Origin of the sequence: Sphingomonas sp. 10B4, assembly GCF_035019905.1 — a bacterium.
Taxonomy (GTDB): domain Bacteria; phylum Pseudomonadota; class Alphaproteobacteria; order Sphingomonadales; family Sphingomonadaceae; genus Sphingomonas; species Sphingomonas glacialis.
In genome coordinates this window covers 33,591-48,726 of the sequence record NZ_JASJVC010000004.1, presented here as the reverse complement: position 1 = coordinate 48,726, position 15,136 = coordinate 33,591, and the positions used below count along the sequence as shown (strand labels likewise).

Genomic DNA, 15,136 nt, shown 5'->3' with positions numbered 1-15,136 from the left:
TCAATAGCCCGTCAGCAGCATGTCGAGCGCGTTCATGATAGCGGACTGTTCGGCAGAAAGCGCTGCGACACGTTTCCCGAGGTCCTTGACCGGGACAGTGGCCGCATATTGCGTGGCCATCACATAGTCGCCGTCTGAAAAGGAAAGAACGGGGTTCAACCGCGCGTAAATGCGGCTGATTCGCTCTGCGGGGACAAGCGGAACCACGAATCGCGTTGGCAAGTCATCAAGGACGTCAGCTTGGCAATCGAGCAGAACGTCGTCGAAATCCCGCGTGCGATAGACATCGAAACGCGCCATCAGAATTGACGATAGCGCTCGAGCGGCAAGCCGTATGTCTCGACATACTCCGCCCAGGCGGCGGTCGCCTCGAGATTCTCTTCTTTCCAGCGGCGATTGCGCTCCGCCCGGATTTCAGCATCCAGCCCGACTTCGCATGCGCGTGAGACATTGATCCCGAGCGCCTTTGCATCTGCAACCAATTGCTCGTCGAGCGACAGATTGGTTGGTCGTCGAAACGCGGCGCGATCTTCACGGACTCGAGTCATCGGACACCTCCAATGCGCATAGAATATGCGCATCCTTCCAACCGCGCAACGTCAGCCCCGCGGCAGTGTCACCGTGATCAGCGTCCCCTGCCCCGGCTCGGACACCAGCGCGATCGTCCCGCCATGCGCCTCGACGAATTGCTTCGCGAGCGGCAAGCCAAGCCCGAGCGCGCGCTCGCCATCGCGCGTGATGCCGGGCTGGCCGAAACGATCGAACGCGCGTGCGACTGCTTGCCGCGACATCCCCGCGCCATCGTCCGACACGACGATCCGCGCGCCATCGGCGCCTCCATCGACATGCAGCAGGATCCGCCCGCCCTCGGGCGTTCCTGACACGGCATGGCGCAACAAATGCTCGACGACTTGCTGCAAGCGTTTCGCATCGCCCGAAATCTCGCCACTCGACGGCAGGATCTCGACCGCGAACTCGAGCTTGCGCTTCACCGCGAGCGGCGCAACGGCATCGGCGGCAGCGCGCGCGAGCGGCGCGAGCGCGACCGAATGCATTTCGAGCGCCGGCGTGCGCCCCTCGGCCTGTGTCAAATCGAGCACTTCGTCGACCAACATGCCCAATCGCTCGACCGATTCGAGGATCGCCTCGACGTAACCGACTGCCGCCTTGCTCAGCTTGCCGGCATAGCCCTCATGCAGCATCTCGGCGAACCCGCTGATCGAGGTCAGCGGCGTGCGCAGTTCGTAGCTCATCGTCGCGACGAACGCGGTCTTGATCCGGTCGGCCGCCTCGAGCGCCTCGTTGCGGTCGCGCAGCGCGGTCTCGATCCGGCGGCTGTCCGAAATGTCGAGCATCGTGAACAGCCCGTTGCCATCGGGCAGCGGCACCGCCGCGAATTCGAAATGGCGCCCGTCGGCAAAGGCCACCCGCCCGCCGCGCTGCTGGCGCTCGACCGTCGCGGCGCGCACCAGATCGCTGATCAGTACCGCACGCTTGGGGTTCGACAATTGGCGCGCCGCGCGCTCGGCAAGCGCATCGACGCGCGGATGCGTCGAGAGGAACGCCTCGTCGAACCCCCATGTCGCGCGAAACTTGTTGTTCCACAGTTGCAGCCGTCCATCGGCGGCGAACACGCCGAGCGCCTCGTGCAGATTCTCGAAGGTCGCGGTGCGGACGCGCAGCAGCGTGTCGCGCGCGCTGGCGAGCTGGACCTCCTCGGTGCGGTCTTCGAAGATCAGCAGCAGCCCGCCATCGGGCAGCGGCTGCGCAACGACGCGCAGATGCACGCCGCCCGGCAAATGCCATTCCTCTTCCTCGCCGCCGCCCGCCAGGAACCAGTCGCGTCGCTCGGCCTTCCAGCCGGGGAAGTCGCGTACTTCAGGCAGGCGCTTGGTTTCACGCATGCGTTCGAGCACGCGGTCGAATTCGGGACGATCGGCAAGCCATTCGCCCTTCATCGCGAACAACCGCCGGAACGGCTGATTGCAGAAGACGAGCGAACGATCCGCGGCGAACTGCACCACGCCCGCCGAAAGCCGATCGAGCATCGCGCGCTGCGCATCGTCGAAGCGCTTGAGCCGCGCACGCGCTTGCTCGAGATCCTCGATGTCGATCGCGAAGCCCGCGACCCCACCGGTCGACAGCGGCGCGTCATACACGCGCAGCATCCGCCGCGCGCCGCGGATCGTCGCGGGCATCGCCTGGCTTTGCACCGCCTTGGCATCGCGCGCGAGCACGGCATTGGCAAGCGGGCCGCCCATCCCCGATCCCTCGACCAGTTCGAGCCCGCGCGCGATGACGTCCTCGGCCGAAGCGCCTTCGACCGCATCGACGTAATGCGAATTGACCATCGCGAGCCGCAGATCGGCGCCGCGATACCACATCGGCATCGGCGCGGCCTGGATCACCCCGCTCAGTTCCTCGTACAGCGTCGTCGCATAGCCGACCGCGTCGCCGAGCCGGACGATCTCGGCTTCGCTCTCGGTCGCGTCGAACACCCACAGGATCACCCCGCCCGGCGCCTGCATCTCGCGCGCCGCACGGCTGCCGCGGATCATCAGCGCGCGGTCGGAGCCTTGCGCGCGGACGGTGCGCGAAAAGCCGCGCCCCGATTTCTGCGCCGACACGACATCGGCGGCGAGCGCGGCGGCGTCGTCGGTGGCGAGGCCGGCATCGGCCTGTGCGAGATCGTCAAGATAGCGCGGCGGCGTCGACAGCCCGAGCCACGACGCGAGCCGGGCGCTGCATTCGACCCGCCCGTCGGCGCGCACGACCATCGCCAGCGCAGGCGCCGACGCGAGCATCGCACCCAATCGGGCATTGCTCGCGATCGCATCGGACGCGGCCCGCCGCGCGCGCAGGCCGGTGTACAGCACCCAGCCGGTCCCGCCGATAAACACGGCGAGTGCGACCCCGACCAGAATTGCTGCAACGTCGCCACTTCCAAACATTGGCGCAAGGGTAGCGGCAGCGAGCCGCGTTCCCAACCCCCCAGCGGGTACAGGCGACGAATAAAGCTGACGCACACCCAAAGCGCATGGTCGAACAACCGGCTTCGTCCTCGCCCGCGCCAAAAGCGCCAGCGGCGATCGCGCGTCACGCTATGGTGATATCACAGCCTCAGACGAGACTGCCGGATCCAGCGCGATGCGACCAGCTTTTCTCCGGCCGAGACCACCATGCCTTCATGCAAGGTGAGCGGATCGGGCTGCCCGCCATCGCGCACATTGTAAAAGAGCAAGGCATCCCCCTTTTGCGCCCGGACTTTGAGGCCGATTTTCGGAAAGTGGGTTTCGCCACCACCATAGCCGTCGTTGAGATAGACGAGCATCGTCGCGAGGCGCTGGTTTTCGACGCGAGGCAAGGTGTCGAGATGCGCGCGATATTGCTGCCCCGGCCGATAGCGCAGCACCGTCAGCGGTTCGCCAGCCCCCACGTCGGTCTGGCTCGCTGCCGCAATCCGGCGATTGATCGCGTGGATTGCTGGCTGTTCGAGCGCGAGCGGAAACGCAGCCAGGTTCGATGTCCGAATCGGGTCGGGGATCTGCTGGCCCGTCACGGGATGCACGACGAGTGCAGGCTGAAAGCGTGGCGTGGCACGCGCGACGAGATAGTTTGCTTCCGCGTTGCTCAGGAACCGCCGGAACAGGAGGATCCGTGGCTGTGCGCTGAGCGGCTCACCCACGAGCGGCATCGGTCCCGCGCCCGTTTCATCCAGCGCCATCGCGGCGATCAGCGAAAGCTGCTCCGCCGCATCGGGATCGACGCGATCTGCCTCGAGCAACCGCACCGCCGCAGGCCAGTCCGGCGCGCCGCCCGTGCCATTGGCGACAAATGCACGATACACCGCTGCCGCAGCCTGCTCCCCCGCAGCCGCTGCCTGCGCGAAATAGTCGCGCGCGCGCGGCAGATCGCGCGGGACGTCGCGGCCCACCAGGTACAAGCGCGCAAGCTCGAGCAACGCCGCGCCGCTGCCGGCATTCGCATCACGCTCGATCGCGACCAGCCATGCTGGCGGGGGTGGATTACCAGGCATCATCTACTCCCATGCCACACGCGCTTCGCGATACAAAAAGGGCCGCCGCTTTCGCGGCGACCCCAAGGTGTCGTTCCGATCGAAGCCGATCAGAAGTTCGCGGTGACACCTGCGTACAGGCGGCGACCGATATTGTCGAAGATCGCCGTGCCGCCGCCGATGCCGGTCGAGCCGTAGGGCGGCTGCCGGTCGAAGGCGTTATCGATGCCGACATAGAAGGTCGACTTCGGCGTCACGTTCACGCCCAGACGGAAATCGTGATAATCGACCGCCGGGTAGTAGTTGTTCGGATACTGGTTCGGGTTGGTCGGCGCGCGACCCTGAACCGAGTTCACCGTCTCGTAATCGCCGATCAGCTGCGGCGAGATGTAGCGCACCTGATAGTTCAGGAAGAGCTTGTTGTAGGTGAAGCCGAAGCTGGCGTTGACGCGATCCTTCGGAATGCCGACGGTCGTGTTGTAGCGCGTGATATAGGTCGGATCGGTCGGGTCCGTGAACGCGTCGTTCAGGATCGAATGGCTCCACACTACATGCACCGTGGCGCCGAAGTCACCGAACTTGTGGCGATAGGTGACGTCGGTGTTGATGCCGCGCGCCTGAAGCTTGGCGTAGTTGAGCGACGAGGCGAGCAGGCTGCCCTCGATGATACGGAACGGCTCTTCGCCGCCCGAACCACCCGTCGCACCGGCACGCTTGAACTGGCCGCAGAACTGGTTGTTCGGGTTCGACAGATCGTAGCACTGATCGACGATCGTCTGCCCATCGACCGACTGAATCACGTTGTCGACCTTGATGTCGTAATAATCGACGCTCAGGACGAGGTCGCGGACCGGCTGCAACACCACACCCGCCGTGATCGAGCGCGATTCTTCCGCCTTGAGATCAGGGTTGCCGCCGCTGCGATATACCAGCGACTGGACATAGGAGTAGTTGTATCCGGCCGGACGACCGGCAGCGGCGCAGTTCGCGGCGCGGTTGGCCGAACCTTCATTGATATGATCCGCAGCGCACGGATCGATGAAGTTCGGCGCAAAGTTCTGACTTTGCGGCGAATAGAGCTCGGCCAGATTCGGCGCGCGGATCGCGATGTTGTACGATCCACGGAACGTGATCTGATCGATCGGCTTGTAGGTCCCGGTCGCATTGTACGTCCAAGTCGTGCCCGCCGAACCCTTATAGTTCGAAACGCGTGCGGCCGAACCGACGGTCAGTTCCTTGGCGAACGGCAGATCGCGGAGCAGCGGCAGCTGAACCTCGGCGAACGCTTCCTTCACCTCGAACGACGTCGGCGTGAAGGCCGGGATCGCATTGTAGAAATAATAGCCGTTCGCGACCCCCGCATCCTGCGCATAGCGCGCGGTTTCACGACGATATTCGCCACCGACCGAGCCGCGGATCGGGCCGCCCGGCAAGTTGAAGAAGGCACCCGTATCGCCCGCGATCGTACCCACGATGTCGAGCTGCGTCAGCTTTCCAGAAGCCGAGATCGAGTTGAGCAGGTAGCTCTTGGCAGCTTGCGAGATGTTGCCGTTGCCGAACGGATTGATCGGAACGCACGCCGCGATGTCGCGCGCCAGGTTGGCGGCATCGCCGTTGAGATCGGTACCGGCACGGGCAGCGCTGATCTGCGAACCGCAGACGATCTGGCCCGATGCGTTCCGCTGCGCGTCCATTGCGAGCAGGAAACGCTGGGTGTTCATCACGCCTTCGAGGCGGGTGTTCTCGATGAACTCGCCATAGTTCGCCGAAACCTCGTAGTTGAGGTGGCTGCTGAGATCACCCCGGACGCCGCCGACGATACGATACGTGTCGCGCGTCGCCGATTCGGTACGCGTGCCGAGATCGGTCAGGTTGCGGCGCAGCGTGAAGCGCGTCGCCCCCGTGATGTTCGCGGGGTTGGCGCCACCGGCAACCAATGCCGAGATGATCTGCGCGCGCGCCTGAGTCGACAGATACGGATTGTCGAGGTTCGGCCGCTCATAGGTCGACAGCGGTGCCGAATAGCCGAACGCGCTGCCGATCGTCGAACCGGTGATGAACGCCGGACCCGAGGAGCCCTGCCCGACCGAATTGGTGCGCACGAAGCTCGCTTCGACGAACGGAACGAACGCCGGCGAGACTTCGAAATGGCCGATCAGGTTCGCCGAATAGCGATCGAGTTCGGGGTAGAGCTGGACCAGCGTGTTTTCACGCCCGGTGTTGCCGTTGCCGCCGATGAACGAGCTGCCCGAGGGCGAACCCGCGGTCGGCGCGAGACCGACGCGCGTGCCGGTCTGCTGCACCAGCGAACCGTCCGGCTGGAACAGATAGTTGCAGGTGAACGCACGGCCCTGCGAATCGCGGCCGCATGCGCCCGTCGTGCTGCCGAAGGCGACGAGGCCGCCATCGGAGATCGTGCCGGTGCGACGGTCGTTGAAGAACTGGTTGTTGGCAGGCCCCGACGTGTTGGCACCGCCGGCCGAGTTCACCAGCACGAAGCCGTTGCTGCTGGCATAGTTCGAACGGTCCGAGGCGTAGAGGCTGTTCTGCCGCGCATATTCGAGATCGACCGCGATGTTGCCGCGGCCATCGGCGAAATTCTTGCCGGCGAGCAGGCTGCCATAATAAGATCCGGCATCGCCGTGCGGGGTGATGTTACCCTGGCCGCGAACCTGCAGACCTTCGAAATGATCCTTGAGGACGAAGTTCACGACGCCAGCGATCGCGTCCGAACCATAGATTGCCGAGCTGCCGCCGGTGACGATGTCGACACGCTCGATCAGGTCGCTCGGGATGGTGTTGATGTCGGTCGAAACCGCGTTGTTGAGCACGTCCGAAGCGACGTGACGGCGGCCGTTGACGAGGACCAGCGTGCGCTGCGTACCCAGGCCGTAGAGATCGATCAGGTTGAGGCCGGCGGTGCCGAGGAAACGAGTCGAGTTTGCCTGGCTGAACGTGTTGGCAGTGCCGGGCAGCTTGTTGAGCACTTCACCGATGTTGGTCGTGCCGGTCTGCAGCAATTCGGCAGCGCTGATCGAGTTGATCGGAACAGCCGACGCGCCGTTCGGATTGCGGATGCGCGATCCGGTGACGACGATCTCGCCGGTCGTGTCGTCGGCAGTGGCTGGCTGGGTGGTGGGCGGGACGCTGCCGGGCGTTGGCGCGGTGTCCTGTGCGACCGCTGAACTTGCCGTCACGATCGCAAAGAGCGACGCGGACAGGGCGAGCAAAGCCCGCCCACGAGGTGTTCCTACAAGCATTTCATATCCCTGTTAAGCTCGGCTTCTCTCAGCCGGTTGCCAGGATGATGAATGTCAGTTGAAAGGTTGAAAAGCGCTTTGACGTCGAATGCACATGATTGTTGACGTTATGTGTCGGCGCCGCCACAAATATTCCGATCCGGCCCTTTCGGAAACGAACCCTTCATACCGTGGCGGCAGCGCCCTGTCCGACTCAGCCGCTGCCGCTTCGAGCGGACCGATCCAGGCACATCACCCGCCTCCCAGAAACGAGCGAAGGCCCGTGGCGTACGAGCCGTTTAGAACGGGAGCTTGAAGCCCGGCGGCAACGGAATGCCGCTCGTCATCTTCGCCATTTCGGCGCCCGACGCCGCGTCGGCCTTGACCTTCGCGTCGTTGAACGCCGCGATCACCAGATCCTCGACCATCTGCTTCTCGCTCGGCTGGAGCAGCGACGGGTCGATCTCGATCCCGATGATCCGCCCCTTGGCCGACGCCCGCACCTTTACGAGCCCGCCGCCGGCTGCCCCTTCGACCTCGATCTTGTCGAGCCCGTCCTGCGCCTTGGTCAGCTCGGCTTGGACGTTCTGCGCCATCGCCATGATATCTTCGATGCTCTTCATGCGGTATGTCTCCTTTTTTCGAGCAAGCTTTTGATCTCGGTCTCGGGCAGCTCGGCGCCCGGGAAAGCGGCAAACGCCGCTTCGATCATCGGGCTTGCCAAGATGCTGGCCTTGAAACTCTCATATTGGGCTGCTTCGGCCTCGCGCAATGTCGGCCGGCCGGGTTTGGGCGACGTCGTGATCTTCCACGCGCGGCGCGTGAGCGCTTTGAGCGCGGCACCGAGATCGCCGACCAGATCGGCCGGCAGCGGGCGCGCGTTGCTCAGCACGAGCTCGGCCTCGACGATGCTGATCACGCTCGCATGATGCACGATCCGCGACGACAGCGCGAGTTCGCCGGCATCCTCGAGCAGCGCGACGATCCCCTCGACCGTGCTCGGCAAGACCGCCTCGGCGGCGGGCGCCTGCGCCGGTGCGGCGGCAGCTTGCGCGACCGGCGCCGCCATCATCGGCGCGCCCGCCGCGATCATTCGCGCGAGCTCGCCCGGATCGGGCAGGCTCGAGGCATGGACGAGCCGCAACAACGCCATCTCGCACGCCTCGATCGGCATCGCCGCGCGGGCGACTTCGTCATGGCCCTTGAGCAGCAATTGCCACAGCCGGTGGAGCACCGCGAACGACAGCGTCTCGGCCCAGCCGACCAGCGCCTCGCGCTCTTCGGTCGCCTGCCCCGCTTCCTGCGTCGCGCCGAGCTTCACCAGCGTCGTCGCATGGACCGTTTCGAGCAGCCCGCGCAGTACGCCGAGCGGATCGACGCCGAGATCGTATTGCCGACGAAGCGCGGCAAGCGCGCCAACGCCGTCGCTCGCGATCAGCAACGCCATCAAGTCACGGATCGCACCGCGATCGGACAGGCCGAGCATGTCGCGCACCGCCGCCGCACTCACCGCGCCGCCGTCCATATCGGCATGCGCGATCGCCTGGTCGAGGATCGACAGCCCGTCGCGCGCCGAGCCTTCCGCCGCCCGCGCGATCAGCCCCAAGGCCTCGGGCTCGGCCTCGACGCCTTCGGCCTTCGAAACCCGCGCGAAATGCTCGGCGAGCTTCTCGGCCGGGATGCGGCGCAAATCGAAGCGCTGGCAGCGCGACAGCACCGTCACCGGCACCTTGTTGACCTCGGTCGTCGCGAGCACGAACTTCACGCCCTCGGCCGGCTCCTCGAGCGTTTTCAGCAACGCGTTGAACGCGTTCTTCGACAGCATGTGGACTTCGTCGATGATGTAGATCTTGTAGCGCGCCACGAACGCAGTCATCCGCGAGGCATCGATCACCGCGCGCATGTCGTCGACGCCGGTATGGCTCGCGGCATCCATCTCGATCACGTCGATGTGCCGCCCCTCGGCGATCCCGACGCACGGCTCGCACACGCCGCACGGGTCGATCGTCGGGCCGCCGCTGCCGTCGGGCCCGATGCAATTGAGCGCCTTCGCCAGCAATCGCGCGGTCGAGGTCTTGCCGACCCCGCGCACGCCGGTCAGCAGGAAGGCATGCGCGAGCCGCCCGCGCCGGATCGCATTGCCGAGCGTGGTGACCATCGCATCCTGGCCGATCAGCTCGCCGAAGGTCTGCGGTCGATATTTGCGCGCGAGGACGCGGTATGCGTCCTTCGAGGCGGTGGCGGGAAGGTCGAGATCGAAGGAGTCGGACATCGCCGGGCGGTCTAGCGCGGCGGGCGCGCCGTGTCGAAGGGTTGGTGCGCGACGCGGCGATTAGCGCGCCCTGCCCCGCTCAGGCAAGGAACAGCGCCGCCGCAATGATCCCCGCGGCAACGAGCACCGCAGCCGCGATCCAGCGCCCGACGGCCAGGATCGCCGCCGCCGGATCGCTCTGCACCGGTCCGGCGGGGTCCGCCTCGAGCCGGCGGACCGCCGCGCGGACGAGCCGCGGGGCATCGTCGCCAAGCTTGATCACCTCCCACGCAAGCGCCTGCACGACCGGCGCCCAATGCTCCGACGACAGCCGCGCCTTGACGATTCGCAGGGTCGCGCGCTGCATCGCCGCCGAGAGATCGAAATCGGGCTCGATCGCTTGCAACACGCCGTCGATCGTCACCAGCGCCTTGAAGATCAGCAGCAGATCGGGCGGCATCGTCATGCCTTCGTCGCGCATCAGCGGCAGCAGATCGCCGACGATCGGCGCGAGCAGCACGCGACCGCCGCCGTGACGGACGATCAGCCGCTCCGCCGCCGCCTGCACGCGCTCGCGCGGCACGCCGCTCCCCGCCGACCATACCGCCAGCACATCGGCCAGCTGCGCCGGATCGGACCGCGACAGCGCCTGGACGAAACCGATGAATTCCTCGCGCCGCCGCGGCGAGACATGGCCGATCATCCCGAGATCGAGCAACGCGATGCGATTGCCCGGCAGGCACAGCAGATTGCCTGGATGCGGATCGCCGTGGAAGCGCCCGTTGACGAGCACCATGTCGAGCACGAGATCGGCTCCGAGCGCGGCGATCGCGCTCGGGTCGATCCCGGCGGCACGCAGCGTCGCGCCGTCGCGCGGCGGCACCCCTGCGACATAGTCCATCACCAACAGCGTCTCCGACGTCCATTCCCAGTGGATCTGCGGAATGATGATCCGCGCATCGTCGGCGAAATCGGCGCGCAGGCGGTCGGCGTTGCGCCCCTCCGCAGTGAAATCGAGTTCCTCGAGCACCGCCTCGGCCAATTGCCGGATCATCTCCGACGGCCGGAAACGCCGCGCCTCCGCACTGCCCGTCTCGGCCAGCGCGGCGAGGTGCGCGATCAGGCGGAGATCCGCCTCCATCCGCGGGCGGATGTCTGGGCGCCGGATCTTGAGCACGACCGCGCTGCCATCGGTGAGCGTCGCGCGGTGCACTTGCGCCATCGACGCCGCAGCGAGCGGCGCGGGATCGAAGGTCGCAAACGCGGTTTCGGGCGATTGGCCGAGCGCCGCCTCGACCGCCGGGCGCAGCGTCTCGAACGGCAACGTCGGCGCACGCGAATGGAGCAGCTCGAGTTCGGCGATCCATTCGGGCGTCAGCAAATCGCCGCGGGTTGCGAGGATCTGACCAAGCTTGACGAAGGTCGGGCCGAGTTCCTCGAGCGCGAGCCGCGTCCTGCGCGGCAGCGTATTGGGCTCGTCGGGCAGCGCCGCATCGACCGGCGCGCGATCGAGCCCGAGCTGCGCGAGCAGTACCCCGAGCCCGAACCGCGACGCCACCTGGACGATCTCGCTCAGCCGCTGACGGTCGCGCCCGGCGACGAGAATCGTGGAGATAAGGCCGGTCATGCGGAAAACTCGCGATTGCTTCATGGTCGAAACGATGCCGCCGCGGCGAAGGTTGCGCCGGGCGTAGCGCGATGAAACCGTGACGCAGCGCGATCGGTCGACCGACGTGTGCGCGCCGCAGCGGCTGGAGGATCGGCTCCAGGCTTTGCTGCGGTCGGGCGGTTGAGCGGCGGCCCGGCTAAGCCGTGTCGTCGGACGGCGCTGGAGGCGCCGCCGGCCGCGCTTGCTGCGACCTCGCGCTACAACTGCGGTGCAGCGTGGCGCCTGCGCGGTGGGAGCCGGAACGACCCGTAGCGAAATCGTTGTGGCTGCTTCCTTCCGGATCTGACCAGGTTGGCGACGACTACGTCCGCCCGACTCCCGCGGCGCATATGGCGGGGTCGGGCGGCGGGATCAAGCCCGCTTTATCAGCGGGGCTTGCCTAGCCGGTCTCAGTAGCGGACCGTGCGGCACGTGCGGATGCGCTTGTGATGGCGATAGGTCACCTTGCAGACGCGGCGCGTGTGGTTGCGGTAGCCGTTGTGGCGCTCGGTATGGACGGTCCGCGTTACGACGCGGTCGTGGCGGTTCTGCTGCGCGCTGGCGGCGGCGGGAACGAGGGCAGCGGCGGCGATCAGGCCAGCCGAAACAAGGGCTGCAAGCTTCATCAAATCTCTCCCAGTGCGTACCAAGGGGTACGCGAGCGTAATGATCAACGACCCTGCATGTTCCGAACTTCGCCGGGAATCCTGACAGTTAATTGATCGAGATTAGGCGTGATCAGGATCTGGCACGCGAGCCGGCTGGTCCGCGTCGCACCAGCGGCGAGGTCAAGCATATCCTCTTCATCCTCGCTCGGCGGCGGGAGCTTGGCGAAATCCTCGGCGGCGACGATGACGTGGCAGGTCGAGCAGGCCATCTGCCCTTCGCACGTTCCCTCGAGCGGCTGGCCATCGGCCTGCGCGACCTCGAGCAGCCGCGCGCCGGGCGCGGCATCGACCTCGCGCAGTGTCCCGTCGATTCCGATGAAGCGTACCAGCGTCATGCCGCAATTCCTCCCGCGATCCGTTGCGCGTCGGCCGCCGCGATGATCCGGTCGATCGCCTCTGCCAGCTCCGCCTCGGTCGTGTAGCGACCAAAGCCCAGCCGGATACTCGAGCGCGCCTGCGCTTCGGAGAGACCGATCGCGCGCAGCACATGGCTCGATCGGCCAGAGCCACTCGCACAGGCCGACCCCGCCGAAAAGGCGATATCGCGGAGGTCGGACATCAACCGCGCGACGTCGAGCCCATCGCGGCGGACGTTGAGATTGCCGTGATAGCGCTGCTCGGTCGATCCGTTGATATGCCAGTCGGGGCCGAGGCGTTTGGTGGCGAGCGTCCACAGGCAGTCGACCTTGAGCGCGTCGGGATATTCCTCCGTCTGCAGCAGCCGCGCCGCTTCGCCGAACCCCGCACACAGCGCAGGCGACAACGTGCCCGATCGTCCCGCAGCTTCTTGCGCGCCGCCATGCAGCAACGGCGCGAGCGTGACTCCCTTGCGGATCCACAGCGCCCCGATGCCCTTGGGTCCATAGACCTTGTGCGCCGACAGCGCGACGAGGTCGCAGTTCGACGGAATCGAGACACGTCCAAACCCCTGCACCGCGTCGCACAGCATCAACGCACCGGCGCGATGCGCGAGCTCGGCCAGTTCGGCGATCGGCTGGACCACGCCGATCTCGTTATTGACCAGCATCGCCGCAACGAGCCCCGTCCCCGGCCCGATCGCCGCCTCCGCAACGCCCAGATCAACGAGCCCGTCCGTGCCTACCGGAAGGATGGTCACCGTGCGGCCGCGCGCGCGCTCGGCTTCGACCGTGTCGAGCACGGCGGCATGCTCGGTTGCGAGCGTCACGATCGGCCCTTGCGTACCCTTGATCGCCCAGTTGAGCGCCTCGGTCGCGCCGCTGGTGAAGGCGATATCGCCCTCGCCCGCGAAAAGATCGGCGTTCCGCAGCCGCGCGACCTCGACCACCGCCTTCGCCTTGCGCCCAGCGGCATGCGCAGAATGCGGATTGGCGTGCTGGTCGCGCAGCCACGGCAGCATCGCATCGAACGCCTCGGGCGCGAGCGGCGTGGTCGCCTGGTAATCGAGGTAGATCATGCCGCGAACGCCCGCGCCGAGCGCGCGACGCTGCGCCACTCGGCGATGAAGCGATCGACATCGGCCTCGGTCGTCGTGCGCCCGAAGCTGACGCGCAGCACCTCGCGCGACGCCTCGATGCTCCACCCCATCGCGCCGAGCACATGGCTCGGCTTCATGCTCCCCGAAGAACACGCGCTCCCGGCCGACACTGCGATCCCCGCCATATCGAAGCGGATCAACTGCGTCGCCGCCGCCATCCCCGGCATGCGATACGCGCCAATCGCCGGATGCCGCGGCGCGTCGGCTGCGACGAGCTGGCCGCCCGAGCGTGCGATCGCGTCATCGAGCTTCGCACGCAGCGAGCGCATCGCCGCTACATCTTCCGCCTCAGCCAAAGCCGCAGCAAAACCAAGCGCGGCGGGCACATTCTCGGTCCCGCCGCGATAGCCGCGTTCCTGCCCGCCGGTCGGGCTGAGCGTCGCGATATCGCGCACCAGCAGCGCGCCGATCCCCGGCGGGCCACCGCGCTTGTGCGCCGAGATTGCCAGGAAATCGGCATGCTCGACGACGTCGCCGGCAGCGCTCGCCGGCATCTGGGCACCATCGACCAGCAGCAGCGATCCCGCGGCACGAACGATCGCGGCGATCTCGGCGATCGGCTGCCGCACTCCCGTCTCGCTGTTGCACCACTGCACCCCGACGATCGCGCGTTCGCCGTCGAGCATCGCGGCAAGCGCGGTCAAATCAAGCAACCCTTGGCCATCGACCGGCACCACGCCGGCATCGCCGCCAGCACGAATCACCGCGTCATGCTCGACCGCCGAGATCAGCCGCCGCGCCGCCACCGCGCGCGCCAGTGCGATCGCCAGCGCCTCGCTCGCCCCGCTTGTCAGGATCGTCTCGCCGCCCCAGCCATAGGCAGCGGCGATCCTCGCCCGCGCCGCCTCGAGCGCCGCGCGCGCCGCGCGACCCTCGGCATGCGGCGAGGACGGGTTCGCCCAGCTGCGCATCCCCGCCTCCACCGCGGCGATCGCGGCCGGCAGCATCGGCGTCGTCGCCGCGTGATCGAGATAGAGGCGGGAAGCGGGACGGTCGGTCAAAAGCGGGGCGGCTCCGTTAAGATTGCGAAAAGCAGGGTCATGGCTATATAGCGCACAAGCTCCCGCGCCCATATCCTACGGGCCGCGCCCCACATTCTACAGTCAGCAGGTCCGATGCCAGAAGTCATTTTCCCCGGCCCCGATGGTCGCCTCGAAGGTCGTTTCGTCCCCGGCCCGCGCCCGCGCGCGCCCGTCGCGATGATCCTCCACCCGCATCCGCAAGCCGGCGGCACGATGAACAACCATATCGTGATGGAGCTCTACAAGACCTTCCAGCGCCGCGGCTTCGCGACGTTGCGCTTCAATTTTCGTGGCGTCGGCAAGAGCCAGGGCACGTTCGACAACGGCGTGGGCGAGCTGTCCGACGCGGCGTCGGCGCTCGACTGGGTGCAGAGCTTCCACCCCGAGGCGCAGACCACCTGGATCGCGGGCGTCAGCTTCGGCGCGTGGATCGGCATGCAGCTGCTGATGCGCCGCCCGGAAATCCGGGGCTTCATCTCGGTCGCGCCGCCGGCGAACATGTACGACTTCACCTTCCTTGCGCCGTGCCCGGCGAGCGGCATCATCATTCAAGCCGAGAATGACGAAGTCTCGCCCCCGCTCGCGACGCAGAAGCTGGTCGACAAGCTGCGCACGCAAAAGCACATCACGATCCACCACGACACGATCCCCAAGGCGAACCATTTCTTCGAACACGAAATGCCGCAGCTGATGGGCAGCGTGGACAAGTATCTCGACATGCGGCTCGACCCGAACTCGCCGATCCGCTGACCCTCGGCCTCGCACCTGTAACGCGTC

General features: G+C 66.6%; 13 protein-coding genes and 1 other RNA gene. 1 reads left to right on the top strand and 13 read right to left on the bottom strand.

Annotation, left to right across the window (positions count from 1 at the left end):
* From QN347_RS02130 to QN347_RS02070, 13 genes are all read right to left on the bottom strand, one after another.
* Positions 1 to 300: a CcdB family protein gene (locus QN347_RS02130; RefSeq protein WP_133186765.1), complete on the bottom strand. Its 300-nt coding sequence runs from the start codon at positions 298 to 300 to the stop codon at positions 1 to 3.
* Positions 300 to 548 (bottom strand): type II toxin-antitoxin system CcdA family antitoxin, encoded by a 249-nt coding sequence (locus tag QN347_RS02125; RefSeq protein ID WP_133186763.1) that lies wholly within the window; start codon positions 546 to 548, stop codon positions 300 to 302. The genes QN347_RS02130 and QN347_RS02125 overlap by 1 nt, the downstream gene beginning before the upstream one ends.
* 51 nt (positions 549 to 599) lie before the next feature.
* Positions 600 to 2,951, bottom strand: coding sequence for a sensor histidine kinase (locus tag QN347_RS02120; RefSeq protein ID WP_322160146.1), 2,352 nt, complete (start codon positions 2,949 to 2,951; stop codon positions 600 to 602).
* Positions 2,952 to 3,112: 161 nt separating this feature from the next.
* A complete protein-coding gene (locus QN347_RS02115) occupies positions 3,113 to 4,036 on the bottom strand; it encodes a 2OG-Fe(II) oxygenase (RefSeq protein WP_322160148.1) in 924 nt (307 codons plus the stop codon).
* Between the two features lie 89 nt (positions 4,037 to 4,125).
* The gene (locus QN347_RS02110) at positions 4,126 to 7,212 is read right to left on the bottom strand and encodes a TonB-dependent receptor domain-containing protein (protein ID WP_322160149.1); all 3,087 of its coding nucleotides are present in this window, start codon (positions 7,210 to 7,212) and stop codon (positions 4,126 to 4,128) included.
* A gap of 341 nt (positions 7,213 to 7,553) precedes the next feature.
* A complete protein-coding gene (locus QN347_RS02105) occupies positions 7,554 to 7,877 on the bottom strand; it encodes a YbaB/EbfC family nucleoid-associated protein (protein WP_133186755.1) in 324 nt (107 codons plus the stop codon).
* Positions 7,874 to 9,526 (bottom strand): DNA polymerase III subunit gamma/tau, encoded by a 1,653-nt coding sequence (locus QN347_RS02100; protein ID WP_322160151.1) that lies wholly within the window; start codon positions 9,524 to 9,526, stop codon positions 7,874 to 7,876. Before QN347_RS02100 ends, QN347_RS02105 begins: the two co-directional genes overlap by 4 nt.
* 79 nt (positions 9,527 to 9,605) lie before the next feature.
* Positions 9,606 to 11,132 carry an ABC1 kinase family protein gene (locus QN347_RS02095; RefSeq protein ID WP_322160153.1) on the bottom strand — a complete coding sequence of 509 codons (1,527 nt, stop codon included), beginning with the start codon at positions 11,130 to 11,132 and terminating at the stop codon, positions 9,606 to 9,608.
* 267 nt (positions 11,133 to 11,399) lie between these two features.
* An RNA gene (gene ffs / locus QN347_RS02090) (signal recognition particle sRNA small type) lies at positions 11,400 to 11,497 on the bottom strand.
* A gap of 66 nt (positions 11,498 to 11,563) precedes the next feature.
* The gene (locus QN347_RS02085) at positions 11,564 to 11,779 is read right to left on the bottom strand and encodes a hypothetical protein (protein WP_133186749.1); all 216 of its coding nucleotides are present in this window, start codon (positions 11,777 to 11,779) and stop codon (positions 11,564 to 11,566) included.
* A gap of 44 nt (positions 11,780 to 11,823) precedes the next feature.
* Complete coding sequence (locus tag QN347_RS02080) at positions 11,824 to 12,156, bottom strand: 2Fe-2S iron-sulfur cluster-binding protein (RefSeq protein ID WP_322160154.1); 333 nt, start codon at positions 12,154 to 12,156, stop codon at positions 11,824 to 11,826.
* Positions 12,153 to 13,256, bottom strand: coding sequence for a cysteine desulfurase family protein (locus QN347_RS02075; RefSeq protein ID WP_322160155.1), 1,104 nt, complete (start codon positions 13,254 to 13,256; stop codon positions 12,153 to 12,155). Before QN347_RS02075 ends, QN347_RS02080 begins: the two co-directional genes overlap by 4 nt.
* Positions 13,253 to 14,410 carry a cysteine desulfurase family protein gene (locus QN347_RS02070; protein ID WP_322160157.1) on the bottom strand — a complete coding sequence of 386 codons (1,158 nt, stop codon included), beginning with the start codon at positions 14,408 to 14,410 and terminating at the stop codon, positions 13,253 to 13,255. Before QN347_RS02070 ends, QN347_RS02075 begins: the two co-directional genes overlap by 4 nt.
* Positions 14,411 to 14,452: 42 nt before the next feature.
* Between QN347_RS02070 and QN347_RS02065 the strand changes: the two genes are divergently transcribed.
* Positions 14,453 to 15,109, top strand: a complete 657-nt coding sequence (locus QN347_RS02065) for an alpha/beta hydrolase (protein ID WP_133186743.1) — start codon at positions 14,453 to 14,455, stop codon at positions 15,107 to 15,109.
* Positions 15,110 to 15,136: the final 27 nt, after the last annotated feature.